Here is a 23924-nt window from a genome sequence, read left to right as displayed (position 1 = left end):
TACGCCCTTGACTAGAGGTGAACACATTATCTGTGTATAAGCGTTCAAAAAAGCGTCAAGAAATACGGTAACAGCGTCCCCCACTACTTTTGGCTTGGTACATTAGCTGATCAGCCTTTTTCAACAACCCAATAGCAGTATCACCATCTCGGGGATAAAGTACGACACCAATACTGACAGCAACCCTCACCGTTTGTCCTTCTATGAGCAAAGGCGAGGAAAGAGACTGCAGGATATTATCAGCAACTTGGGTCGCGGCATCGAGATCTTGCACACGATTTAGTAGGATCACAAACTCATCGCCGCCAAATCGCGCCACGGTATCAGAGTTTCGCACTGAACTAAGTAAAATTTGTGCTACCTGTGTCAGTATTGAATCTCCTATTGGGTGACCATGCTGATCATTAATTTGCTTAAACTCATCCAAGTCAATAAATAACAGAGCAAAGTAGGCTTGATCTCGTTGATGTGATAATAGCGCTTGAGCTAAGCGGTCATCTAACAACGCGCGATTAGGTAATTGGGTTAATACATCATGGTTTGCAACATGTTGTAACCGTTTCTCCGCTGAAATTCGCCGTGTTATCTCAAGGTTTAAACGTCTATTGACCGCCAACACCGCTATCATAACAATAGATAATATTACGGCACTGAACAGTAAGTAGCGGATCCATTGAAGATAATGGCTGTTATCCGTTGAAACCGTAAATGAGACCCAGTGGGAATATATCTGTTGTTGACGTTGATTATCGATGATAGCTAACGCTTTATTAATCAGTGGCACTAAGGGTTCAAATTCCGGATTGACCCCAATATGACTATGTTGATCGGCCAAATCACTTAATAGCGACATTTTGAGAGTGGGAAACTCTCCACCTTTAAGCTCAGAGGCCAGTGTGACCACTTTGTCAATAAACACCTCCGCATGACCATTTGCCACTGCACTCACCCCTGCTTTAGTGTCCGTCACTAGCACCAATTTAAGTGATGGCTGTAATGCCATTAATTGCGCTACCAAATGATAGCCTTCAACCACAGCGACTCTTTGCCCTGCTAACTGAGCGATGTTAAACACAGAAACCTGCTCGAGTTGTGAGACTAACCCCCAAGGTGATGGCCAATATGGGTCGCTAAACAGTAATCGTTGTTGTCGCTCAGCCGTTTTGGCTACACTGCCTGCAAGAGCAATATCGCCTTTTTGCAGTGCTTGAATTAACGCATGCCAGTCATCAAAAGCAATGGGAGTCAGCTTAAGGTGTAATTCTTCTTTTAACAGCCGCGCAATATCACTATTAATACCCGAAAACTCCCCTTGTTCATCCGTAAACTCCATGGGTGGCCAATGTTTAAGATAACCCATACGCACTTCAGCCAAACTTTCAAGATAGGTTTGCTCTATAGCCGTTAAATTAATACGGTTACGCTCCGTTTGATTGAAGATATGATCCTGAGGGTTGAGCATCCATTTATGCTCAATATCTGCAAATTCCTTGGGAGTTATACTGTTAAAACCATTTTCAATTCGTTGCGTAAGTCCAGGATCATCACTGCGAGTAAGCACATAGATATTGGTCGAAAACGCTAAGTCGGGATATTGATGGAAGTCAGACCAGCCTTTATTAAGCAGTAGGTAATGAGATGTCCAAGCCCCTGCTGCAACAAAGCCAACAATTTCACCAGTTCTGGCGGCTGTCACCATTGCATCCATACTGTCATAATAGCGTAAAGACACATCAGGCAAAGCCTGCCTAAGTGAGACCAAATAAGGTGCTGTCGGTACAACACCGATCCGTTTGCCCTTTAATTGGGATACATCATTTAATTGTTGCTGATAAATAAACAGTCGACTCTTTACTGTATAGAGAGGCCAAGCTCGGGTAAGTCCAGTTTTTAAGTCATCACTCTCTGGATAACCAATATGTGCATCCGCTAGACCACGACGTACATCATCAACACTGGCATTCATGTCACCGGTGATAAAATCAATATCGATTCCCGTTTTTTCGGACCACAATTTCCACATATCTACATACAAACCATGGGGTAAGCCATCAACACCGAGATCAACAAAGGGTTCAACACCCTGTTGCATAGCAATAATCAACCCAGATTTTTGCCTATGGATCCCCAACCAACGCCGTTCAGTCTGCTGGATAAACTGAGGATCTAGACCCATAAAACCGCGATTAATCTTATCAACTAATGCTTGGTTACCTTTAACTGTCGCGGGGACAAACTGGACACTTTTAATTTTTATGCGAGCTGTATTAGGAAAATTAGCCGAAATATCTTGGGATGATGCGGGATCTTTCAAGTAACCTTCTAATCCAGCGAATACCACTATTTCTGAGGAGGCCACGCCTGCAAGCAGTTTTTCACGACTCTCATAACGCTTTAAAACTAATTTAGACTCCATTCGTTGTAACTGCGCTTCATGATATGAGCCTGCTACAACACCGATTTGATAGGGAATCAATTCCTTGATTGATTTTTTACTACGTAATGATTTGTGTAAATAAAGATAAGCATCAACATCAGCAATCGGAGTCGAAAAATCAAATAGTTGCTCTCTTTCTGGTGTTATTCCCATACCAAGATGAGCGTGCGCTTTACCTTTTTGTAATTGAGTGAGAGATTCATTCCAGTGGCGTGCGACAAACACCACTTCTGTATGGGTTTGCTTAGCCCATTCTTTCCAAAGATCAACCAGTAATCCTGTCGGTTCTCCTTCGCTATCCACATATTGATAGGGAAAACTGTCTTCACCCATAACGATGATTAATGGCTCATTAGGCAATGGACTCGCCTGCCCTGTAATGCTCAAAAGATAGCTGCACAAGATCACAATTAAGTAGACCACAAACTTCAAGTTGAGCCCTTAGTACTGGATGTACATGTAATGATTTTGTTATTTATGCCATATTAGACAAAAATTTATCGCAAATTACTAGCCTAAGACTTGCTGCAAATCAATCTGATTCGTTAAAATGCCGGGTTGAATTTCCGAGATAATTCCAGATGAACACTTCTCAAGATACTATCTACGCTCAACCAAATGAGCACATTAGCGATTTCCAGTTTGATAACCGTGTAGCAGGCGTGTTCAGTGACATGATCCGCCGCTCCGTGCCTGGATATACGCAAATTATCAATACCATAGGCGATTTTGCAGATCGTTTCGTCATGCCAAATACTCAAATTTACGATTTGGGTTGCTCACTCGGTGCCGCGACCTTAAGTATTCGTCGCCAAATCCAAGGTCGCCAATGTCGCATTATTGCTGTCGATAACAGTGAATCTATGGTCGCACGCTGCCAAGAGAACCTGAATGCCTATGTCAGCGATACGGATGTTGATCTGGTTTGCGGTGATATTCGAGATATCGATATTCAAAATGCATCATTGGTGGTACTCAACTTTACATTGCAGTTTTTACCGCCAGAAGACAGAGAAACCCTGATAGCGAAGATTTATCAAGGTCTGAATCCCGGCGGGATATTAGTGCTGTCTGAAAAAATTCGCTTCGAAGATGCCCCGATCCAAACACTATTGGAAGAGCAACATTTGGACTTTAAACGCGCTAATGGTTACAGCGAACTTGAGATCAGCCAAAAACGCAGTGCGCTGGAAAATGTCATGAAACCAGACACCTTAACCACGCATCAACAACGACTCACCCGCCAAGGCTTTAGTCACTTTAGTCTGTGGTTCCAATGTTTTAACTTTGCTTCTATGGTGGCCATCAAGTGATCAGCTTTAGCTCATTTTACCAACAAATTGCCGATTCCAATCTACAACACTGGCTCGAGACTCTGCCGAGTATTTTAGGTAAGTGGCAACGGGATCATAAACATGGCAACCTGCCAAAGTGGGAAAAGGTGCTCAACAAGTTACACTATCCTGCACCAGACCAATTAGATTTTGTCGATAGCGTCACCGTAGGCAGCGGCGAGCAACTCAGTCCTGGCGAGAAAGAGAAACTAGAGAATCTACTGCGCCTGTTTATGCCATGGCGCAAAGGGCCCTTCCACATTCACGGCATTCATATCGATACCGAATGGCGCAGCGATTGGAAATGGGATCGCGTTAAGCAGCATGTTTCCCCATTGAAAAACCGTACAGTGCTCGATGTAGGCTGTGGCAGTGGTTACCATATGTGGCGCATGTTGGGCGCAGGGGCTAAACGCGTAGTGGGCATCGACCCTTCGCCGTTGTTTTTATGTCAGTTTGAAGCGGTAAAACGTTTAGCGGGCGCCCATCATCCTGTGCACCTTTTGCCACTGGGTATTGAAGAATTACCACCGCTGGATGCATTCGACACGGTTTTCTCTATGGGCGTCTTGTATCACAGACGTTCGCCTATCGATCATTTACTGCAATTGCGTGATCAGTTACGTACTGGCGGTGAACTCGTGCTAGAAACCTTGGTGATAGATGGCGACGAAAACGCCGTACTCGTGCCTCAAGATAGATATGGCAAGATGAATAATGTATGGTTTATTCCGTCAGTTGCCGCGCTCATGCTCTGGTTAAAGAAATGTGATTTCACTGATATCCGTTGTGTCGATACCGATGTCACAGCCCTTGCAGAGCAACGACGTACAGACTGGATGCCCAATGAGTCACTGCTTGAATATCTTGATCCCACTGATATCACTAAAACAATTGAGGGTTATCCAGCGCCTAAGCGAGCGACGATTATTGCAATAAAAAACCAGCCTAACCAAGAAACAGTTAATGGGTAAACTCACTTTACTGACACTTGGATTATTGTTTAGCGGATTCATTTATGCCGCGCCAAGCCCTGTGCCATTGCTTGTTGAGCAGTGTCTACGCTTACCTAGAATTGATTTAGCAGCAGCTTATGCAGAAGAGCAACTTCCTTTATCTATTGCAAAGCAGGCATTGATCTTAGAGCAGCAAACCATTGGGCTTAATAATATCAATGATAGAGTGAATTATTACCGCGGGTTTACGCTCTCCGCTGACGAGCGTTCTGGGTTATTACAATGCCAATTACGCCTTGCCGACACCTTGTCGGAACTCGTCAATCAAACTGAATTTCATCAGCTAACCCACGCTTTATCACAAGGTGATCGGGAGCAGATGCTGCTAAGCGGTAAGTTGCAATCACTGATAGACTCTCAGTTATCAATAACCGAAAAAGCAACACTACATACGGCTCAAGCGACGATAAGCCAAGGGTTAGCGAGTCAACAATTTAGTCTCGATATCCATGATAAAAAGTGCCAACTGATTACTGAAGATCAAACAGACGCGATCCTTGCATCACATGGGGAAGAGGTTGCAGATACGCAACTGCGTCATTTTTCAGGTACGGTTGCCCACTATTTACTCAAACAACCACATCCTCAATGCCGCGCGCAAGTCTGGCAAGCTTATCAAGCTCGTGCACATCAGCGCAATCGCGATGCATTAAACCAGATTTTAGCACTTCGTCAACAAACCGCTTGGGCCGCAGGCTTTGCCGATCACGCCAGTTTCAGCCTCAGTACACAACTCTTATCATCACCTGAGCTTGTTAAGGCATTTCTCGATACTCAAACGCACTCAGTAGGGATAGCCCCTTGGGATCTTGGGCAAATATTGCCTCAAAAGGCATTTGCACAAGCGCCGCAATTACTAACGGCACACATATTGGCTCAAAGTTTTGCTTATCTACAGCAATGGGGGCTCCATTTTGAGCCTATTGAAACGATAAACATCCAAGAATCTTCACACCCAATATTTAGGGTTTACCACCAGCGCAGATTATTAGGTGAACTCTATATTTCCTATGATGTTGCACGCCAGCGTCATCAGCAGCAAACGCTACGTCAAGGTGTTATCGGGCAGCAATTTGGTCAACAAGCCTTAGATCTCAAACCTCAACTCAGTACGCACAAAGATGTTGAACAATTTACCCACGCTTTGGCCCAAGCGGTAACATCGCTAGCAAAAGGTAGCCACTTTTACCTCAATAATACGCAAGATTCAATTCAGGAGAGCCATCATATTGGTAGTTTATGGTTAGCTGAAATACTTCAAAACGAACTGTTTCCACACTATGAACAAACCTATTTAAATGAACGCGAAATTCTTGTAAAAGCTTACACAAAGCAGCTCAAGGTATTTCGAGCCAAAGTAGCCCTGAACGTTTATCAAGCTCAATCTCAGCAAAGCTATGGGGATCTCGCCACCGAGTTTACATACAGTTTTGGACAAGAGTGGTCACAAGTGGATGACTATCCATATAGTTTTAATGCAATTGCCAATGAAGGGCCGCTTTACTATCAATCCCTTTGGCAAGAAGCGCTAGCAAAGCTCATCTATCAAATAACAGCCAATCGATCCGATAAACTCAGTTTATTTAATCTTCTCGTTGTAAACGAAGATTCACTTAGTTTAAGCGAACAATTAAGCGCATTTATCGAGGGGCCTACCGATCCAACGAGTCTTATTCAATATATTGCGAATATGTCGCGGTAAGCACATCCATTAGCGCAATAGTCTTTCATTTAATACCGTAATTTAATTGAAAAATAGATAAGAAGTCGACATTATAAGCTAAATCTATCGCTTTTTTGGGACTATTATGACTCGAGCTAAATCCACTCTGGAACAATGGCGTATTTTACAAGCAGTTGTCGATTTTGGAGGCTATGCCCAAGCGGCAGAAAAACTCAATAAGAGTCAATCATCTCTCAACCATGCGGTTGCCAAATTACAACACCAGCTAGGTATCGAACTACTCGAAGTCAAAGGCCGTAAAGCCTATCTCACCCCGCAGGGCGAAGTGCTACTGCGCCGCTCACGGCATGTCACCCAAGCCGTTAATGAATTGGAACAACTTGCCAGCAATCTAGAGCAAGGCTGGGAACCCACACTCACCATTGCCCGTGAAATCATTTATCCAATGGAAAGTTTAGTGTCAGCTCTCAATGCTTTTTTACCCCATAGCCGCGGCACCCGCATTATTATGCTGGATTCGGTAATTACAGGCACCCAAGAACTTATCGCGCAAAATAAAGTTGATATTGCTATCTGTGCGGGTATTGCACCTAAGGGATATTTAGCGGAGCCTCTATGTGAAGAGGAATTGTATCTGGTATGCCACCCAACACATCCTCTAGCGGACTTAGGGATTATTGAAGACGATAAACTACTAGCGCAATATTTACAGCTAGTGATTAAAGATACAGGCGTACAGTCAAATGTTGATATTGGTTGGTTAAAAGCAGAACAACGCTGGACGGTTTCTAATTTCCACGAAGCTAAAGTGATTTTAAATCGTGGTATTGGTTTTTGCTGGATCCCATCGTTTTTAGTACAGGAGGAATTATCATCGGGTAATTTAGTCCGTTTACATCTCGAAGGTAGTCAAAAACGTCGAATAATGTTGAGTCTGGTGATCCCAAACCGAGATAACCAAGGCCCGGCTTCTAAATTGCTCGCTTCGTTCATTTTACGACATCATGGGATCGCAATACCAAATACAGGTCATTAAAAAAACTGAATATGCACATTTACTTTAGTTGATTTCAAAAGGTGTTAGAGGCTTGAAACTGGCTGATTCAATTGTGCAACCGCAGCGTAATAACGGGTTGCCATAGTTTCGTTCTTTAAATTTGATGAGTCAAAACGGTTTATTACCGCAGAATTCGGCTTCATATTTCCCATATCTAGCCTGTCAGAGTTTATTGCTAATGTTGCTGTGGGTGGTTCAATAGGCTGGGTTATGTCATCTTTTATCTCTGATTGAGTTTGCTCATTTACAGAGGCAACAGTGGTAGATGAGACTTGTGCCTGAATATTATCCTTTGCTTCAATGCCTTGCTTTATTCTATCGATAAGCTCAGATACGGGTGTTATGCCGCTATCTTGTGGTTGAACAATATTGCCTGCAGCATCAACCTCCCCTGTAACGGTAAAAGTATGCGGCTTAAGCGGCGGTAAATTCTCAACCTGCGCATCAGCTTCGATCAAGGTTTGAGTCGTTTCTAAATCGATGATTTGTTTCTGACGTTCCTCTGCAAGTAATGCTTTCGCTTCATTCATCTTTTTTAATGCTTCAGCCGCAACGCGAATATCTGCACTCGATGGATCAACTGGAGCCATTGCTGCAGCATATACTTGCTTCATTTTGTTGATTGTTGCTAGCGGATCACCTGCCACAATAGAAACATCGATCTGCACTTCTCCATCAGTGGCATAACGTTGTCCATCAACTCCTTTTTCATATTTAAAATTTGGCGTTTGGGCATATTGTCCACCAACGGTTGCATGAGCATGTTCATGGGCTTTAACTTCCGCATCTCGGGCTTTAAGCTCTGCAACTTGAACACGTTGCTGCTCAGCAATCTTCTCTTGAACCTTTTGAGCTTGTGTTTGTTCATCCAATTGTTTTGAAGCTTCTGCTTCTGCTTGTTCTGTTTGTTCCTTACCAGCATCATTCGTAAAAATTGCAGCTAGAGCTTGCTGCTTACTCTCCTCAGTTTTGTCATCCTCCTCATTATCACCTGATTTAAAAGGGGTTGCTTTGCCAAACATCTCAATAAACCGCTCCTCAGGACTCTTTTGTGGCGGAACATTCTTTGCCTGATTATCAGTTTGCTCAGTCTGAGGATAAGAAATAGAACTATCAGTACCATCTGTAATAACGGTATTCCTTGTATTCGCTGAAGGAATCACCTGCTTATTTGCATATTCAGGAACATTGGCATTGGGTATTTCAGGAGTCAATGACACATCTTTTATCCCTGAATGGACCTGTGAGCCCTGTATTTGAGCAACAGGAGAATAATCTCCAGTCATTAGCTCTGGTGTTAAAGCAGAGATGTGTCTCCCATCTGGAACAAAAAGTGTTAACGCTGGGGTTAATAAAGCCGTGGTACTGGATTGTCCGTTTGATGTCGCCAAGGGTGAAAAATCGTTGGGTGCAACTGTGGCTATTTGCCCTTCTCTCACCCCCCGTATTGAGCGTGGGCCCGTCAATAGGCTAAAACTGGCAGGCTCCGCATGTAAGACTGCAACATTCTGAGAAGAAACAATATTATCAGTATTTAACGTCTGATTTACGGTGACGGAAATATCACTGGATGAGGTAGAAACGTGCTTACTTGATAGTGGATTTGCTTTCGTTATAGTAACAGCAGAGCCACCATGCGCTAGCGCATTAGAAAATGATGGTTCAAATACCCCACTCGCTTCTATTTTTGGAGAGTTCAGCTTAACAGGCTGACTACTTTGTCCATTCGTTTCTTGATAAGTACGGCTCTGTCCAAACGACTTATCATGTTCCAAAACAGAAGTGGGTGACGCTCCAACCTTGGGTGACAGCGCCACGGCAGACATAGTGTTTACACCTTAATATTAATGATGGTTCCTATTGTCTCTGAATCAGTTTCTATCACTTCAGTAGCGGCCTCCGCTTGCCTTACAGATTGATTAGCAGAGAGTAAGGCCGAGGTTTTATCGGTTTGTGCAACGTCTTTAGTCGATTCCGAAGGCGCTGCACTTTGAGCTGGTGTCGATTTAGCCACATCAATTGTAGCTTGAGTTAACCCAGATTGCGCACTTTGCAAACCTTGTACACCAGATGAATAGGCAGATTGTATTTGCATAACGGTAATCCCGCTGTGGTAATAACTAGAACAATTATTGACCAACAGTTTGCTAAAGTACAGCCTTTATCAACCTTAGCGCCATTTATTTCCCGCAAAAACTAGCTGTTTATCCATGCAGATTCCCAATCCTTGAATATTGGATTAAAACCCTGCCGTTGCATCTGTTCGATGACTTGCTCGACGCTGCGATCATCGCTTATCTCAAATTGATCGAGTTGACTGTCGGGTGCTTGATAGCCGCCCGGTTGTGTCGAGCTGCCAGCACTGATTTGAGTAATTCCAAGTGGCAAAAGATTATCCCTCAGCTCAGGGCTTTCCCTTGTCGACATACTGATATCAAGCTGATGATTAAAAAGTCTAAATGCACAAATCATTTGTACTAAACCTAAATCCGATAGAATAACTTTTGGGGTGATCCCGCCAGTACAAGGCCTTAACCTTGGCAGCGAAATACTAAAGCGAGTGCGCCAATAGCGACGCTCTAAATAGTCAAGATGATATCCCATCATTAACGCATCTAAACGCCAATCATCCAGCCCCAGTAACACCCCAAGACCAATTTTATCGACCCCCGCCGCCGCAACTCTGTCCGGTGTTGCTAAACGATAGGCAAAATCCATTTTTTTACCTCGGGAATGGTGACGAGCATAAGTCTCGGGCTGATAGGTCTCCTGATAAATCATCACAGCATCTAAACCTAGCGCGACTAACTGGCAATAATGGTCCTCACTCATGGGCTGAACCTCCATCGCCACATGGCTAAATTGCTGCTTCACAAGCAGCAACATTTGCTTGAAATAATCGATACCGACCTTAGTTTCATGCTCACCCGACACCAGTAAAATAGAATCAAAACCTCTGCCTTTGATAATGGCTATTTCAGCCATCAACTCCTGTTTATTCAAGGTTTTGCGTTTGAGTTTGTTACTCATGCTAAAACCACAGTAATCACATTCATTAGCGCACAGATTCGAGACATATAGCGGTAAATACATGCCAAGATTCGCGCCAAATCGCTGCCGCGTAAGCGCCGCAGATTGCTGCGCCATGGTTTCAATATAAGGTTCAGCCGCAGGTGATAACAAGGCCAGTAAGCTGCGTAAATCCCCTGCTGGATTCACTAACGCCCGCTCGACATCTTGGGCTGTGCAAGAATACAAATCGAGTAACAGTTTATCCCGTGGGATGTTGGCAAATTCCGCTACAAAACTCATTGATTTAAAAATCCTGTCAGAGGACTGGTCTGTACCGCGCCCGTTTGTACTCGGCCAAGCCCAGCTTCAAAGGCCCGTCTGCCGCATTGCACCGCCTCTTTAAAGCACTCGGCCATCACTATCGGCGACGCGCTGCTGGCGATGGCGGTGTTGACGAGCACAGCATCGGCGCCCAGCTCCATTGCCCGCGCAGCCTGTGAAGGTGCGCCAATGCCAGCGTCAATCACCACTGGCACCCGCGCCTGCTCTATGATGATTTTTAAAAAGCTTTCAGTGACTAAACCTTGATTACTGCCAATCGGACTCGCCAGTGGCATAACAGCAGCGCAGCCCACTTCTTCCAAACGACGGCACAGCACAGGATCGGCATGCACGTAGGGCAACACGATAAAGCCTTTCTCACAAAGGATTCTGGCCGCCTCTAAGGTTTCAATCGCATCGGGCATTAGGTACTTAGGGTCTGGATGGATTTCGAGCTTAATCCAACGAGTTCCCAGCATTTCACGGGCAAGCTCAGCCGCAAACACCGCTTCCTTGGCGTTTCTCGCCCCAGAAGTATTAGGCAATAGCTGTACACCCACTTGACGTAACGGCGTGAGTAAATCATCAAGCCCAATTTTAAAATCAATTCTTTTCATCGCAACTGTGACTAACTGCGATTTTGAAGCCCTTATTGCCTCAAGCATCACTTGGCTATTGCTAAATTTTCCCGTTCCGGTAAATAACCGTGATTCAAATTCCACATCGGCAATCTTTAACATATTAGCCTCCCGCCACTGCTGAAAAAAGTTCTAATTTATCTTCATTTTGGCAGAGAATAGATTGCCAGCGATTGCGCGGAACGACCTCAGCATTCAACACGATAGCAACTGAATCGAGCGCAATATTTTGTGCGAGGATCACAGCCTCTAGTGACGTCGGTTCAGATAACAACTGCGGGATATTGTTTATGTGAATTAAAATCATATCAAACCTCAAGACTATCTTTATTTGATGATAGATAAGCCCCTTTGGGACCACACACATCACAGTGGGGATCCCGCGTTAATACAGCCGCTGTCCATGAAAGTGATTTAGCGTCAAAGCGCCAAAAACGCCCCAACAAGGCATTTTTCGGTTCATCGCAACCGCTGTCCACACTCAGCAAGAGTTGCATGACCACCAAAGATTGCATTGACGCCATCACGCCCACGCTGGGGCCGAGTACACCTTGGGTACTGCAACTCTGCGACACTCTCGTCTGTGCGGGGAAAATACAGTGATAGCAACCACCAGAGGGGAGCTGCATTTGATCGACCGCGAACAATTGACCGCTAAATGCTGCAATTGACGCACTGACTAAAGGCAAAGCTGCTTCGACACAGCAGCGATTAATGGATTGGCGAGTCGCAAAATTATCTGTGCAGTCAAGCACTAGCACTCTTTTCCCCTGTTGTTTTAATTGTAAAACCTCAGCGAAGTGATGAGCTGATGTCTCAGCACTAAATGCTGTTTCATGGGCAGTAACAGTGCACTGCGGCGCTAAGCCTTTGAGCTTTTGCTTGGCAACTCGCGCCTTATTGAGTCCAATGTCGGCATCGTTGAATAGCAATTGTCTTGGTAGATTCGATACTTCAACCTTATCCATGTCGATTAAGGTCAAGTTGCCAATGCCAGCACAGGCCAGATATTGCGCCGCCAATTGCCCTAAGCCGCCAAGCCCAACAATAACAACGCTAGCGTCGGCCAGTTGCAATTGCCCTGCCTCACCGACTTCTGGCAATAAGACTTGCCGAGAATAACGGATGAAATCGGCATCACTGAGTGTATGAGCGCTTTGTGTACCGTTGCAAAGAACCTCTGCGTGAGCAAGCGGTTGGTTTTTACTCATGCTTAGCAACCAACTCATGCTTTACAGCCAATTCTTCAGACAAGCTACATTGCTCCCAAGCTTGGCTCAGCTCTGCGAACGCTGCTAACGGATCCTGAGCCTCGGTTATTGCCCGCACCACAGCAATATTGCCCACCCCAGTGGCTTTCACCTTTGCCAGATTATCTAAATCAATACCGCCAATAGCGACTAAGGGATAATGGTCTTGAAGTAACGCCACATAATGTTTAAGTTTTGCTAATCCTTGAGGCGCAGAAGGCATTTGCTTAGTCGTGGTTGGGAATATATGCCCAAGGGCGATATAGGATGGCGAGTATTGATGCGCCAATAGCAACTCGAAATAACTGTGGCTGGATATACCTAATGCGAGCCCTGCCGACTGAATGGCCGCTAAGTCGGTAACGGCGAGATCTTCTTGGCCTAAATGTATCCCAAAGGCATGGTATTTTATCGCTAACTGCCAGTGATCATTGATAAAAAGCTGCGCATTAAAATGCTTACCTAAGGCAATGGCCGTTTGAATTTGTACTTCTAATTCAGAGCCAACCAACTCAGACTTACCTGACTCACATTTGCCTAAATCAGATTCGGCTGGCGCTGCACTAGATAACTCGCTGATGTCGGTTTTTATCCGTAACTGCACGGTTTTAACGCCTGCAGCTAACAAACTTTCCAGCATGATTAAGTCGCTCACCACGGGATAAACACCAAGATCGGCATCGAGCACTTTAAAACCGTGGGATGAGATGTATTGAGCTGGCGTCGAAGTTGTATTTGCCTGATCTGTTGCAGATAAAACTGTTGCAACTAAATCACTTCTAACATCAAGATGTTGATTGAGGTGATGACTAATAAAATTGCCATCACACAGATTTATCTTGGCATAGCGGGACAAGTCATTGGGCCACCCCGTACGGGCCAACGGCCCTGGACCTTGCCCTAAACCAATCGCCGCGCTTAAGCCTTGACTCACGTAGGCTTTGGCAACCACCACCGCATCTTGCAATACAAAACCTTGCGCTAACACGGCGGCAATAGCCGATGACAAAGTGCAGCCGCTACCATGGTTATGACGGGTATTAACCCGCTGGCTTGCTAACCAGAAGCACCCATTTTGATGTAGCTCAGAGCTCGCGCGTACTTGATGGCAAACCAGATAATCCTCGGCAAGCCCATGATCCCAGCCGTTGCTATCGAGAGTGCTAACATGAACGTTAGCCTGAGTTTGAGCATAAGTGCTATCGTGAGTTTGAGTATCATCAAGAATATCAGTGCAACCAAAGCTCACATCGCCACCTTTAGCGAGCACACTGCAATCTAAACTCTGGGATAAAGCCTGTGCTGCAGCAGCGAATTGTGCTTTCGTTGAAACATCACTGTGAGTTAACCGCCCAAGTTCAGGCACATTGGGCGTGATAAGTTCGATTAAGCCTTTGAAAGGATTAAAATCTAAGGCTGATTTGGCCGTACTTTTTATATCCTGACAGTTATCTACTGCTAATGCATCGCCACAGCTGGCGACCATCACAGGATCGACAATCACAGGCACAGATGGATAGTGGATTTTAAAACTCGCGATCCAATCTGCCAGCAATGCCACTTGAGTTTGATCTGCCAGTAAGCCGATTTTAATTGCTTTGGGTGGCAAGTCTGACAGTAAAGTGGTCAACTGAGCCATTAACATCGCCGCTGATACGGGCTCGACTAAAGTGACCGCCACTGAGCTTTGCGCCGTCACAGTGGTGATCACGCTGCAAGCATGACAACCAAAATCTTGAATCGTGGCTAAGTCCGCCTGAATACCGGCACCGCCGCCGCTGTCTGAACCGGCAATGGTCCAAACAAACGCGGGACGCTCGGTATTCATGGGCAATTTCCCCCCATGAATACCCAACATAATTAGGCTTCCTCAGCTTCGGCGACAAGCTTGTCTTTTACATGCTTGTCTATCACCTGATAAATCTCGGCGCCCGAGGCGGCAAATTGTGCCGATTTTAGCGCCATTGCCGCTTCCAACTCCTGCGGCGTCTTGATTGTGACTTGCATGGCTTGGGCAGTCGCTTCAACTTGCTCTGACTCTGGCTTCGCTTGTGCCTCTAAACCTGCGGCATAGGCGCGCACATCTTGGGTGATTTTCATCGAACAAAATTTAGGGCCGCACATAGAGCAAAAATGCGCGACTTTAGCGGATTCCTGCGGTAAAGATTCATCGTGATAAGCACGTGCGGTTTCAGGATCGAGTCCTAAGTTATATTGATCTTCCCAGCGGAATTCGAACCGCGCCTTTGCCAGCGCATTATCACGAATTTGCGCACTCGGATGACCTTTCGCCACATCGGCCGCGTGGGCGGCAATCTTATAAGCAATCAAACCTTGCTTAACATCTTGTTTATTCGGTAATCCTAAGTGTTCTTTTGGCGTGACATAACACAACATAGCGCAGCCGTACCAAGCGATCATGGCCGCGCCTATGCCGGAGGTAAAATGATCATACCCAGGTGCAATGTCGGTGATTTGTGGGCCAAGGGTGTAAAACGGCGCTTCGCCGCAGTGAGCTAACTGCTTGTCCATGTTCTCTTTAATGAGCTGCATCGGGATATGTCCCGGCCCTTCGATAATGGTTTGTACGTCGTATTCCCAGGCGATTTTGACTAGTTCCCCTAAGGTTTCAAGCTCTGCAAACTGGGCTGCATCATTAGCGTCGGCAATCGATCCGGGACGCATACCATCACCTAAAGACAGGGATACATCGTAAGCGACGCAAAGCTCACAGATCTCACGAAAATGGCTATATAGGAAATTTTCTTTGTGGTGACTCAGGCACCATTTGGCCATAATCGAACCGCCGCGGGAGACAATCCCAGTGACACGTTTAGCCGTCATCGGCACGTAACGAAGCAGTACACCAGCATGAATAGTAAAGTAATCAACACCTTGCTCCGCTTGTTCAATCAAGGTATCGCGAAACACTTCCCAGGTTAAATCCTCTGCTACGCCGTTCACTTTCTCCAGCGCTTGATAAATCGGCACTGTGCCGATGGGCACTGGCGAGTTGCGGATGATCCACTCGCGGGTTTCGTGGATATAACGACCCGTGGATAAATCCATTACCGTATCTGCGCCCCAACGGGTTGACCAGACGAGCTTTTCTACTTCTTCCTCGATGGAAGACGTCACTGCCGAGTTACCGATATTGGCGTTCACTTTCACCAGAAAATTACGCCCGATAATCATAGGTTCTGCTTCGGGATGGTTAATATTCAGCGGAATAATCGCGCGGCCACGGGCAACTTCGGCGCGGACAAATTCGGCGGTAATCGGTTCACCAACTAAGGCACCAAAGGCTTCGCCCTTGGCTTTACGATTGAGGATTTCATCCTGTACTTCGGCGAGTGCCATATTCTCGCGGATCGCCACATATTCCATTTCGGGCGTGATAATCCCTTGACGGGCATAGTGTAATTGACTGACTCGTTTACCCTGCAGCGCTCTGCGAGGGCGGACAATGGCACTCGAACCCGCCTCAAAACGCAGATGATCTAAACCATCATCGGCGAGTCTTTGTTGGGTAAAGTCTGAGGTGGCACAGGGTAATTGCTCTGTATCCTTGCGGGCTAGAATCCAGTTTTGTCTTAATTTAACAAGGCCTAGACGCACATTGATATCGGCCTCAGGATCGGAATAAGGTCCGGCGCAATCGTACACGCGGATTGGCGGATTTTTTTCCATGATAGGCGCATCATCTGTACCGCCGACAAGGGTGTCAGTCTGCAGAATTTGTCGCATACCAACGCGAATATCGGCACTGGAACCTTCAAGATAAACCTTTTGTGAATTAGTATGTTGCAGCGGCGCTAACGTATCGATAAAGGCTTGGGCCTGCGCGCGGATTTCTCGGCGACTCGGTGCCTTAGGCACTGTTGATTGACTAGACTCAGCCGATTTATTAGGCACTTTCGATTTATTAGGGATTGTCGATTCTGGCGCTGTGATGTCTATCGCATTGGCAGCTATAGCTAGGTTTTGATTTGAACTGGACATAAGCAATCTCACGTTAAAAAATGGAGTTGCTTGTCTGGAGAATTGCGTTGTTGATAGCTGGCATGGCAATCAATTTTTGTGGCCAACACTGGCTTCAAAAATTGAGTTACCCTGCTCAATAACAATTAAATCTAAACATTAAGACTTAAAGCACTGCTGAGTAAACAGGTGTTAAAGCCGTCTATTTTCGCGATTTAATGTGTGTTATTACGCTTGTTTCCTTCGCAGGTTTTAACCTGATCAGGTTCAACGGATCCCGAATAAACGGTCTCAGCCAAGAGGCACTCCGACAAGATGAGTGCGCAGTATAGACAGAAGTGGCAGCAACAAACAAGGAAAAAAACAATTAAAACCCTTAACTATCAATCCAAAATATAGATTCATAACACATTGTTTTTAAATGAGTAAATAAAATGAAGCTAACAAAGTTATAATTGGCGTGAAAATAGATCATAAAATAAAGTCACTATTTATGGGGTTTGAGCATCATTTTATTTAATCGAGATTGAATGGCATCATCAATAGCTTGATTGATTTTTTTGCCACTGCAGTCAAATGGGAAGCCTAAATTTTCGGCGTATGGATTAACTTGAGTGCCGACTTGTACCACGCGATAACAAGTATCCCCTTTACGCACAATACGATTTGGATCTAAGGGTAAATCGTGACTCGTTCTGCCAGCGAAATCATCGGCGTTAGGAACAAATAACACTTCCATCTCTGGGCTCATTTCACTCATATTCGATTTCCGAGTGAATTTATCGGCCTGTTCAATCACGAGGTCATCGAGCGCTTGCTCTCGCTGACGCTCAAAATAATGCTGGGTGAATAAACTCATGCTTGAGCTTGTCGCTATTGTGCTTTCACCTTCTTTTGCAGGCGAACTCTTAGCACCAAGTTGCGGCTTTAATTCTGTGGTATCCAACGTATGCGTTGGTTTTTTTGCTATCGCTTCAGCGGGTTGTTCTTCACTTGGGACTATTGATTGAGTTTTGTTTGGTTGAGGCTCAACTGGAGTTTGCGGGGCGGGAATAGCTATAGACGCAACAAAATTTGCTGATTCAATCTTATCCTCGGCCTTTATCTCAGTTTCGGACTCTGAGGTTTCGGCTTTCTCTACCGCGGGAGCATAAATAAAGTAAGCCTTGATCGCTGCCACTTTAGGGCCACGGCTTTCTATTTCCTTCAATCCAAAGGGATTTAACTGCGGGCGCCACAAAATATAGATCAGTAAAAATAAACCTGCATGCACTAGAAGCACAAAAAATAACAGACTTACCCCTTTATTATACGGCTGGCTTACACCGCGATCGCAAACTAACGAATCCTTATTAGCGGTAAAAGCAGGCGCTAAAGCATCATCTAGATCACCAAGATCATGTTTATGTTGAAACACAATAGAAGTCTTATCTTCTGGCAACAATATTGTCGGCGCAAGCAAAGCACCATCTGCATCCTCCTCACCCGTAGCACGGAGATCAGGTGATACAAATAAAGACAGAGCATGGGGTTGACGTTGAAAAGGCAAAATCCATCCTTAGGTTTTGTGTATACAATTGATTTCGATAGTACTTAACGTGGAACGATTGCACTTTGTCGGTGAATATTGAAAGTGAATTATCCAATAATTATATTTATTTGTGAGTGCTTGACGCAGATTAGAGGAGACAAATAGAGCAAAGTTCAACATAAATACACAAGCTCCAAGCGTAGCACTTACCCCAATACTCGATAAGATACTTGCCAGTTGAGACAATAAGACAGGAAAACGGGATAACAATTGGGCTAGAAGAGAAGCAATAAAAGCAAGCTGCATATTTAGCTTACAAGTGTACGCTTAAATATGGTGATTTATTTTGCTAACTGGTAAACTCTATTACCATCGTTTGAAAGTGCGTATCCACCATGCCAAGCCAAAGTATTATCGAGCAACAAAACTCAACAAAAACCAATACTAAATTTATGCCATATAGTACTAATGAAGAGATAGCTAACAGTGTATCCCATGGCCTAGGTGTGATCGCAGGGATAGTGGCATTGGTGCTAATGCTGCTAAAAAGCCAAGACCATCTTACGATAATTCAACTTACGGGCGTTTTCGTTTACGGTGCAAGTATCATAGTGCTTTTTCTATGTTCAACCTTGTACCACAGTGTTAGCCATTCAGGCTGGAAACATAAACTTAAGATCGCTGATCACTGTGCAATTTACTGCCTGATTGCAGGAACTTACACACCTTTGATGCTGATAAGCCTACAGGGAACACAATCGATAGTGATTTTAACGGCGATTTGGTCGCTAGCAATTGGCGGGATTTTGTTCAAAACATTATTTATTCATAAGTTTAAAAAACTCAGTTTAGCGCTATATCTGACAATGGGGTGGCTATGCGTGACTATCATAGGTGACTTAACCACAGCCATGTCAACACTTGGGTTTAACTTATTGATTTTAGGCGGACTATTTTACACCCTAGGCGTCATTTTCTATGTGGGGAAACGCATTCCATTCAACCATGCAATTTGGCATCTGTTTGTATTGGGAGGTGCTATGAGCCATTTTTTTTGCATTTACTTAACGGTTATTTAAATACGGATATTCAAGCTGATAAATTGGAATCAAAGCATCCTGCCAAGTGCTCAATTAAGGTTATTGAGCGCGGTAAATAGCGACATTAATTGTGTGGCTTGATTTTCATAGCCCACTTGTTGCCAAAGGGCAATAATACACTCCGCAGTGCAAAGCCCGCCCTCTAGCTGATTGCGCCTTAATACAAAAGTGGAACCACTTTCCTTATACGGTAATGCAATTCTTGCTGCCGATTTCAGATACGAACTTTGGCGTAGCATCTTTCGAGCCTCCTGCCACGTACCATCGAGGATCACAATTTGTTTGGGTCGTGCTAATGCTGGCTTAATTAGCATATCTTGCTTGAGATTTTTCTCTGATGCCGCTGGAAATAAAAGCTTAGCCTCTTGAGAGGCTAACGCAGCGACTAAGGCTGGATCTGGTGCAGTTCTTGACCAAGGTATGCAGATAACACTTTCGGGAAAGGCCGTTATAGCAAGCCGTCCAGTATTATTTACCCGTACTAATTCACGCTCATGGGTAAGTAAAATAATTTGCACTGTCACCTACCCTCTAAGCAAAAAGTTAACCAATACGTTTTTACAAATCATATTGATTTATTTAGTTTAAAAGCTCTTCCACTATCCGTTTTAGTAAATACGTTTCGCGCTCTATCGATTGTCCTTTATGAGGTGAATGACGCCGCACATCTTCATTATGAGCAATAGCCTGATGGATATTAATCCACTCAGGTCGCATACCATTTTTGATCTCATGGGCTTCTAAGGTAGGAGTCCCTAATCCTCGTACGCCTAAGTCGATATCAATTTCACATTGATAGCAATAGGATTCCATATGCACAACATTTGCATTTTCACGATACCATGGACGAAACTCTTCATAGCAGCTGAAGGGAGCTAATACTTTAATCGCAATAGCGCCCGTTTCTTCGCGCAATTCACGGATAAGTCCAGCTTCGACACTCTCTCCCTCATCAATGCCACCTCCAGGAAGGCTATAGTCATGGTATTTTTGAGTATAGAGCAGGAGAATATCATCACCAGATAGCACTATGGCTCGTGCTGCTCGGCGGTGAAAAACTCTCGCAGTGAGTAAATTTACCGCAGGATCTTGGGTGGATTTAAGGAGACGCATGTATGGCCCTGTCAGCGAAAAAGAGCAGCAGCTTAAACCAAAAATAACGAAAAGCGGATCAAAAAATTCTCGGTTACACCTGTAAGTCCTAAGCAAAACACCCTATTACTTGGGTTAGTCTTAGCACTGTTGCTCATTCATATGTTTAAATTCATTTTTAATCTGTTGATATTGTGTAGGCCAATTATCATACCAGTCCATAAAATCGCTTGCCGTCATCGGAACTGCAATTCCATAGCCTTGACACATCTGGCATCCCAGTGTCGCAAGTACTCTGCCGTGCTCAATGGTTTCAACCCCTTCAGCGATAACGGCTAAATTAAACACACTTGCAAGGCGAATTACACCTTCGACTATCCTTAAATCATCTTGGTCAACTAACATATCACGCACAAAACTTTGATCGATTTTAAGGGCTGAGACGGGTAATTGACGTAGGTAAGTTAAAGAAGAATAACCTGTACCAAAATCATCAAGGGAAAAATGCACGCCAAGACTGGCACATTCTTTCAAAATGCCAATCGCTAGCGTCATATCTTTAATTGCAGCACTTTCTAGAATCTCTAGCTCAAGGGAGGATGTATTCACATCAGCAAAATTAGCTAATGTTTGTTTTAGGAAATCATAAAAGTGATCCGCCAGTAACTGTCTGGCGCTCACATTCACACTGATATTGATATTTTTTCCACTACGATACCAACGCTGGATTTGTGCTATAGCGGTGTTGATCACCCATTCACCCAGCGGGATTTCAAGTTCACTCCCTTCAATATCAGGCAAAAATACACTGGGTGATAATAGACCACGTTGTGGGTGTAACCAACGGATCAAGGCTTCGGCTCCGATCACTTCTCCTGTGGCAAGATTCACTTTGGGTTGATAAAAAAGCACAAACTCACGCTTCGCAAAGGCTGATTTGAGCTCTTCTAACCATTTTCGTTGAGCAAGCAACTTACGATCAACGTCAGGGTCAAACATTTGAAAGCAGTTCTTCCCAGCCGCTTTCGCCATATACATAGCATGGTCGGCATGGCGTAACAGAATATCAGGATCAACATTATCTTCTGGATATAAACTCACCCCAATACTGGCACTTAGGCGCAGATTTTTATCTCCAATCAAGACAGTTTGATCTATTGCACATAACATTCTCTCAAGCACTTGGGTACATTCCGCCTCTGAACAAATATCAAATAGTGCCACAAATTCATCACCACCAACTCGCGCTAATGTATCTTGCTCACGCATGATCTTAGAAAGGTTGTCCACTATTGCGACCAAAAGTTGATCGCCAACATCATGACCATAATGATCATTAACGGCTTTAAAGCCATCCAGATCGAGAAAACAGACTGCGCATAGCCTGCCATCACGGTTTACTCTCGATATCGCTTGTTTAAATCGATCAAGTAATAATCTTCGGTTAGGTAATCCCGTTAAGGCATCATAATTTGCAACCTTATCTAATTCAGCTTCGTGATTTTTAAGTTGGGTAATATCCGCTTGGGTTCCTGAAATCATCAAAGCGCGACCTTTATTATCAACCTCTACTATGCCGCCTTTGCAAAGTACCCAACAAAGTTCACCGGATTTCTTTTTACATCTCACTTCAAGTTCAATACTCGGAGTGAGGTGCCGTAAATGTTGTAACACCACTTTTTTCACTTCACGTTGATCTTCGCGACAAACAAATTGCGCCCAGTTTGTCGCTTTAAGCTGCATCTCACCGGTTTGATACCCTAAAATGGCTTCAAATCGCGGACTGATTTGAACTTCGCCCGTCGTTACATTCCAATCCCAGTAACCTTGATCCGAACCTTGAATGACTCGTTGTAACTGTGCAGTTTGCGCTGCTATTTGCTGTTGAAGCAGGCGAGCTTGGGTAATATCCTGCACTGTACCTTGTAACTTAATGATGCGTCCTTGTTCATCTCGCGTTGCTTGTCCCCGAGCCTTAATCCAACAGGGTGATGTATAAGCACGATAAAACTCAGCTTCACATTCATAGGGTTCGCCAGTGTCTAAACATTGGGTTACGGCATGATTAAGCTTTTGCCAACTTTCAGGGGTAAACAGTGACTGTACCTGTTCAATGTCCAGTGCTTTTTTTGGTGATAATCCATAGATTTCAAAAACCTGCTCAGACCAAGTATGGGTATTGGTCACAAGATCCCACTCCCAGCTACCAATACCTGACAATTGCTGGGCTTGCCTTAGCCCTGCCTCACTCTTACGGATCAATTCAGCACTTTGCTCCTGTACGGTAATATCCCTTGCAATCCCAAAGAGACCACGAACTTCACCTTTAGAATCAACAACAGGGCCTTTTGTGACTTGAAATACAGCTAAACCGCTCTTTAGCTGTAAGTGTTCCTTATGTGTGGTGACTTTCTTTTCTTTCAGTACAGCCTCATCTTTTTGATGGATTAATGCCGCTGATATGGGTTCAAATAATGCATCATCATTTTGACCAATCATTTCCTGCATTGATTTACCCACAAACGCTGCGGCACCTTGATTGGCAACCACATAGCGCCCTTGTAAATCCTTCACAAAAATGGCATCTGTTGTTTGTGAAACCATGGATTCAAGGAGCTGATGATTTAAGTCGGATTTTCGTAATGAGGCTCTTAGATAACCACTTAAACCACTAATAAGAATGCCGTTCACACTTAAACTAACAAACGGTAGCCAACTGAGCATCATATCAAGCGGTGACTTTTCCACATTCGAAACCAAAAAGTACACACACAGAGTCGAAATTAATGTAGCTAATAAACCTGGGGCAAATCCTCCCATAATCGCACTTAGGGATATAGGTAATGTAAAAAGCAATAATAGCAACCGTGCTTGTAATTCAAGGGTTAAATAATGGGCAAACCATAGCGTTAACAATGGGAAAAGTACGGCAATTCCATAACGGAACCAAGGACTTTGACCGAGAAAGACAGAACGAGAGAAAGTGATTTCAATGGCGCGATGTGAGGGCGCAATATGGCGATCTGGCACGGCATTCAAGACAAACAAAAAAACCAATGCGGATGTCAGTACAAAAAACACGCCTTTGGCAAGGGAAAAACGGAAAACAGTCTGTTGATCCGTAATAAAAAGTAATAATTGATCTGAAAAGTATATCCAACCTAAAGCAAGGAGAGCATAGCTTGCAACTGCAACTACAATAAATTGGAGCCGTGAAAAATTATACATTAGTTCGATATCACTCCTATTGATCAATATTAGCTAGTATCTCGACGTTCTAGATCTTCAATTCAATCTTCAATAACTGCTACGAATCGCAATCCAATTAATAGATATCAAGTAGATACAAATCAATCTACCCATGGGTTGATATTCACAATGCCATTAATCAATATTTAATCCACAAGACTAAACTTAGCAGTTTCTACTCTAAAAGCCATTAATAACAATGAATAGAGATGCAAGCAGGCT

Annotated in this window: 18 protein-coding genes and 1 riboswitch; of the genes, 5 read left to right on the top strand and 13 right to left on the bottom strand. The window is 44.3% G+C overall.

The annotated features are described in order from the left end of the window. Positions 1 to 55: 55 nt before the first annotated feature. Entirely contained in the window at positions 56 to 2869 is a 2814-nt protein-coding gene (locus tag JEZ96_RS09555) for a transporter substrate-binding domain-containing protein (protein WP_025007654.1), read from the bottom strand. A 149-nt stretch (positions 2870 to 3018) separates the two neighbouring features. Between JEZ96_RS09555 and cmoA the strand changes: the two genes are divergently transcribed. The 4 genes from cmoA (at position 3019) to JEZ96_RS09535 (ending at position 7507) form a co-directional block, all read left to right on the top strand. Continuing rightward, positions 3019 to 3750 (top strand): carboxy-S-adenosyl-L-methionine synthase CmoA, encoded by a 732-nt coding sequence (cmoA, locus tag JEZ96_RS09550; protein WP_014610598.1) that lies wholly within the window; start codon positions 3019 to 3021, stop codon positions 3748 to 3750. Further along, entirely contained in the window at positions 3747 to 4745 is a 999-nt protein-coding gene (cmoB, locus tag JEZ96_RS09545; protein ID WP_025007653.1) for a tRNA 5-methoxyuridine(34)/uridine 5-oxyacetic acid(34) synthase CmoB, read from the top strand. Before cmoA ends, cmoB begins: the two co-directional genes overlap by 4 nt. Further along, entirely contained in the window at positions 4738 to 6489 is a 1752-nt protein-coding gene (locus tag JEZ96_RS09540) for a M3 family metallopeptidase (protein WP_011789376.1), read from the top strand. The genes cmoB and JEZ96_RS09540 overlap by 8 nt, the downstream gene beginning before the upstream one ends. 106 nt (positions 6490 to 6595) lie before the next feature. Continuing rightward, entirely contained in the window at positions 6596 to 7507 is a 912-nt protein-coding gene (locus JEZ96_RS09535; RefSeq protein ID WP_011789377.1) for a LysR family transcriptional regulator, read from the top strand. Between the two features lie 44 nt (positions 7508 to 7551). Here the strand turns inward: JEZ96_RS09535 and JEZ96_RS09530 are convergent, their stop codons facing one another. From JEZ96_RS09530 to JEZ96_RS09490, 9 genes are all read right to left on the bottom strand, one after another. After that, entirely contained in the window at positions 7552 to 9354 is a 1803-nt protein-coding gene (locus JEZ96_RS09530; RefSeq protein ID WP_025007651.1) for a putative metalloprotease CJM1_0395 family protein, read from the bottom strand. A gap of 5 nt (positions 9355 to 9359) precedes the next feature. Further along, positions 9360 to 9623, bottom strand: a complete 264-nt coding sequence (locus tag JEZ96_RS09525; protein WP_011789379.1) for a hypothetical protein — start codon at positions 9621 to 9623, stop codon at positions 9360 to 9362. Positions 9624 to 9724: 101 nt separating this feature from the next. Then, a complete protein-coding gene (gene thiH / locus JEZ96_RS09520) occupies positions 9725 to 10840 on the bottom strand; it encodes a 2-iminoacetate synthase ThiH (RefSeq protein ID WP_011789380.1) in 1116 nt (371 codons plus the stop codon). Then, a complete protein-coding gene (locus JEZ96_RS09515) occupies positions 10837 to 11601 on the bottom strand; it encodes a thiazole synthase (RefSeq protein ID WP_011789381.1) in 765 nt (254 codons plus the stop codon). Before JEZ96_RS09515 ends, thiH begins: the two co-directional genes overlap by 4 nt. A gap of 1 nt (position 11602) precedes the next feature. Continuing rightward, positions 11603 to 11806 (bottom strand): sulfur carrier protein ThiS, encoded by a 204-nt coding sequence (thiS, locus tag JEZ96_RS09510; RefSeq protein WP_025007650.1) that lies wholly within the window; start codon positions 11804 to 11806, stop codon positions 11603 to 11605. A 1-nt stretch (position 11807) separates the two neighbouring features. Then, positions 11808 to 12710, bottom strand: coding sequence for a HesA/MoeB/ThiF family protein (locus JEZ96_RS09505; RefSeq protein WP_025007649.1), 903 nt, complete (start codon positions 12708 to 12710; stop codon positions 11808 to 11810). Next, positions 12703 to 14607 (bottom strand): bifunctional hydroxymethylpyrimidine kinase/phosphomethylpyrimidine kinase, encoded by a 1905-nt coding sequence (locus JEZ96_RS09500; protein ID WP_025007648.1) that lies wholly within the window; start codon positions 14605 to 14607, stop codon positions 12703 to 12705. Before JEZ96_RS09500 ends, JEZ96_RS09505 begins: the two co-directional genes overlap by 8 nt. 2 nt (positions 14608 to 14609) lie before the next feature. Beyond that, positions 14610 to 16751, bottom strand: a complete 2142-nt coding sequence (gene thiC / locus JEZ96_RS09495; protein WP_061782852.1) for a phosphomethylpyrimidine synthase ThiC — start codon at positions 16749 to 16751, stop codon at positions 14610 to 14612. A 200-nt stretch (positions 16752 to 16951) separates the two neighbouring features. Next, a riboswitch (TPP riboswitch) is annotated at positions 16952 to 17050 on the bottom strand. 167 nt (positions 17051 to 17217) lie between these two features. Continuing rightward, positions 17218 to 18279 (bottom strand): hypothetical protein, encoded by a 1062-nt coding sequence (locus JEZ96_RS09490; RefSeq protein WP_011789386.1) that lies wholly within the window; start codon positions 18277 to 18279, stop codon positions 17218 to 17220. A 377-nt stretch (positions 18280 to 18656) separates the two neighbouring features. On the opposite strand from JEZ96_RS09490, the gene trhA reads away from it, so the two are divergent. Next, positions 18657 to 19340: a PAQR family membrane homeostasis protein TrhA gene (trhA, locus tag JEZ96_RS09485; protein ID WP_011789387.1), complete on the top strand. Its 684-nt coding sequence runs from the start codon at positions 18657 to 18659 to the stop codon at positions 19338 to 19340. 50 nt (positions 19341 to 19390) lie between these two features. Here the strand turns inward: trhA and JEZ96_RS09480 are convergent, their stop codons facing one another. From JEZ96_RS09480 to JEZ96_RS09470, 3 genes are all read right to left on the bottom strand, one after another. Continuing rightward, complete coding sequence (locus JEZ96_RS09480) at positions 19391 to 19879, bottom strand: DTW domain-containing protein (RefSeq protein WP_014610610.1); 489 nt, start codon at positions 19877 to 19879, stop codon at positions 19391 to 19393. Positions 19880 to 19940: 61 nt separating this feature from the next. Continuing rightward, a complete protein-coding gene (locus JEZ96_RS09475; protein WP_061782851.1) occupies positions 19941 to 20474 on the bottom strand; it encodes an NUDIX hydrolase in 534 nt (177 codons plus the stop codon). Positions 20475 to 20594: 120 nt separating this feature from the next. Continuing rightward, on the bottom strand, positions 20595 to 23681 hold the full coding sequence (locus JEZ96_RS09470) for an EAL domain-containing protein (RefSeq protein WP_061782850.1): 3087 nt from the start codon (positions 23679 to 23681) through the stop codon (positions 20595 to 20597). Positions 23682 to 23924 lie beyond the last annotated feature (243 nt).

This window comes from Shewanella putrefaciens (assembly GCF_016406325.1).
Taxonomy (GTDB): domain Bacteria; phylum Pseudomonadota; class Gammaproteobacteria; order Enterobacterales; family Shewanellaceae; genus Shewanella; species Shewanella putrefaciens.
The sequence above is the reverse complement of the archived record's forward strand: the minus strand, read 5'-3'. Positions and strand labels throughout refer to the sequence as shown.

Coding starts and splice junctions, on each gene's coding strand:
- JEZ96_RS09540 (WP_011789376.1), top strand. CDS start 4,738: ATGGGTAAACTCACTTTACTGACACTTGGATTATTGTTTAGCGGATTC.
- JEZ96_RS09470 (WP_061782850.1), bottom strand. CDS start 23,681: ATGTATAATTTTTCACGGCTCCAATTTATTGTAGTTGCAGTTGCAAGC.
- cmoA (WP_014610598.1), top strand. CDS start 3,019: ATGAACACTTCTCAAGATACTATCTACGCTCAACCAAATGAGCACATT.
- JEZ96_RS09525 (WP_011789379.1), bottom strand. CDS start 9,623: ATGCAAATACAATCTGCCTATTCATCTGGTGTACAAGGTTTGCAAAGT.
- JEZ96_RS09535 (WP_011789377.1), top strand. CDS start 6,596: ATGACTCGAGCTAAATCCACTCTGGAACAATGGCGTATTTTACAAGCA.
- JEZ96_RS09500 (WP_025007648.1), bottom strand. CDS start 14,607: ATGTTGGGTATTCATGGGGGGAAATTGCCCATGAATACCGAGCGTCCC.
- thiC (WP_061782852.1), bottom strand. CDS start 16,751: ATGTCCAGTTCAAATCAAAACCTAGCTATAGCTGCCAATGCGATAGAC.
- JEZ96_RS09475 (WP_061782851.1), bottom strand. CDS start 20,474: ATGCGTCTCCTTAAATCCACCCAAGATCCTGCGGTAAATTTACTCACT.
- JEZ96_RS09515 (WP_011789381.1), bottom strand. CDS start 11,601: ATGTTAAAGATTGCCGATGTGGAATTTGAATCACGGTTATTTACCGGA.
- trhA (WP_011789387.1), top strand. CDS start 18,657: ATGCCAAGCCAAAGTATTATCGAGCAACAAAACTCAACAAAAACCAAT.
- thiS (WP_025007650.1), bottom strand. CDS start 11,806: ATGATTTTAATTCACATAAACAATATCCCGCAGTTGTTATCTGAACCG.
- JEZ96_RS09505 (WP_025007649.1), bottom strand. CDS start 12,710: ATGAGTAAAAACCAACCGCTTGCTCACGCAGAGGTTCTTTGCAACGGT.
- JEZ96_RS09530 (WP_025007651.1), bottom strand. CDS start 9,354: ATGTCTGCCGTGGCGCTGTCACCCAAGGTTGGAGCGTCACCCACTTCT.
- thiH (WP_011789380.1), bottom strand. CDS start 10,840: ATGAGTTTTGTAGCGGAATTTGCCAACATCCCACGGGATAAACTGTTA.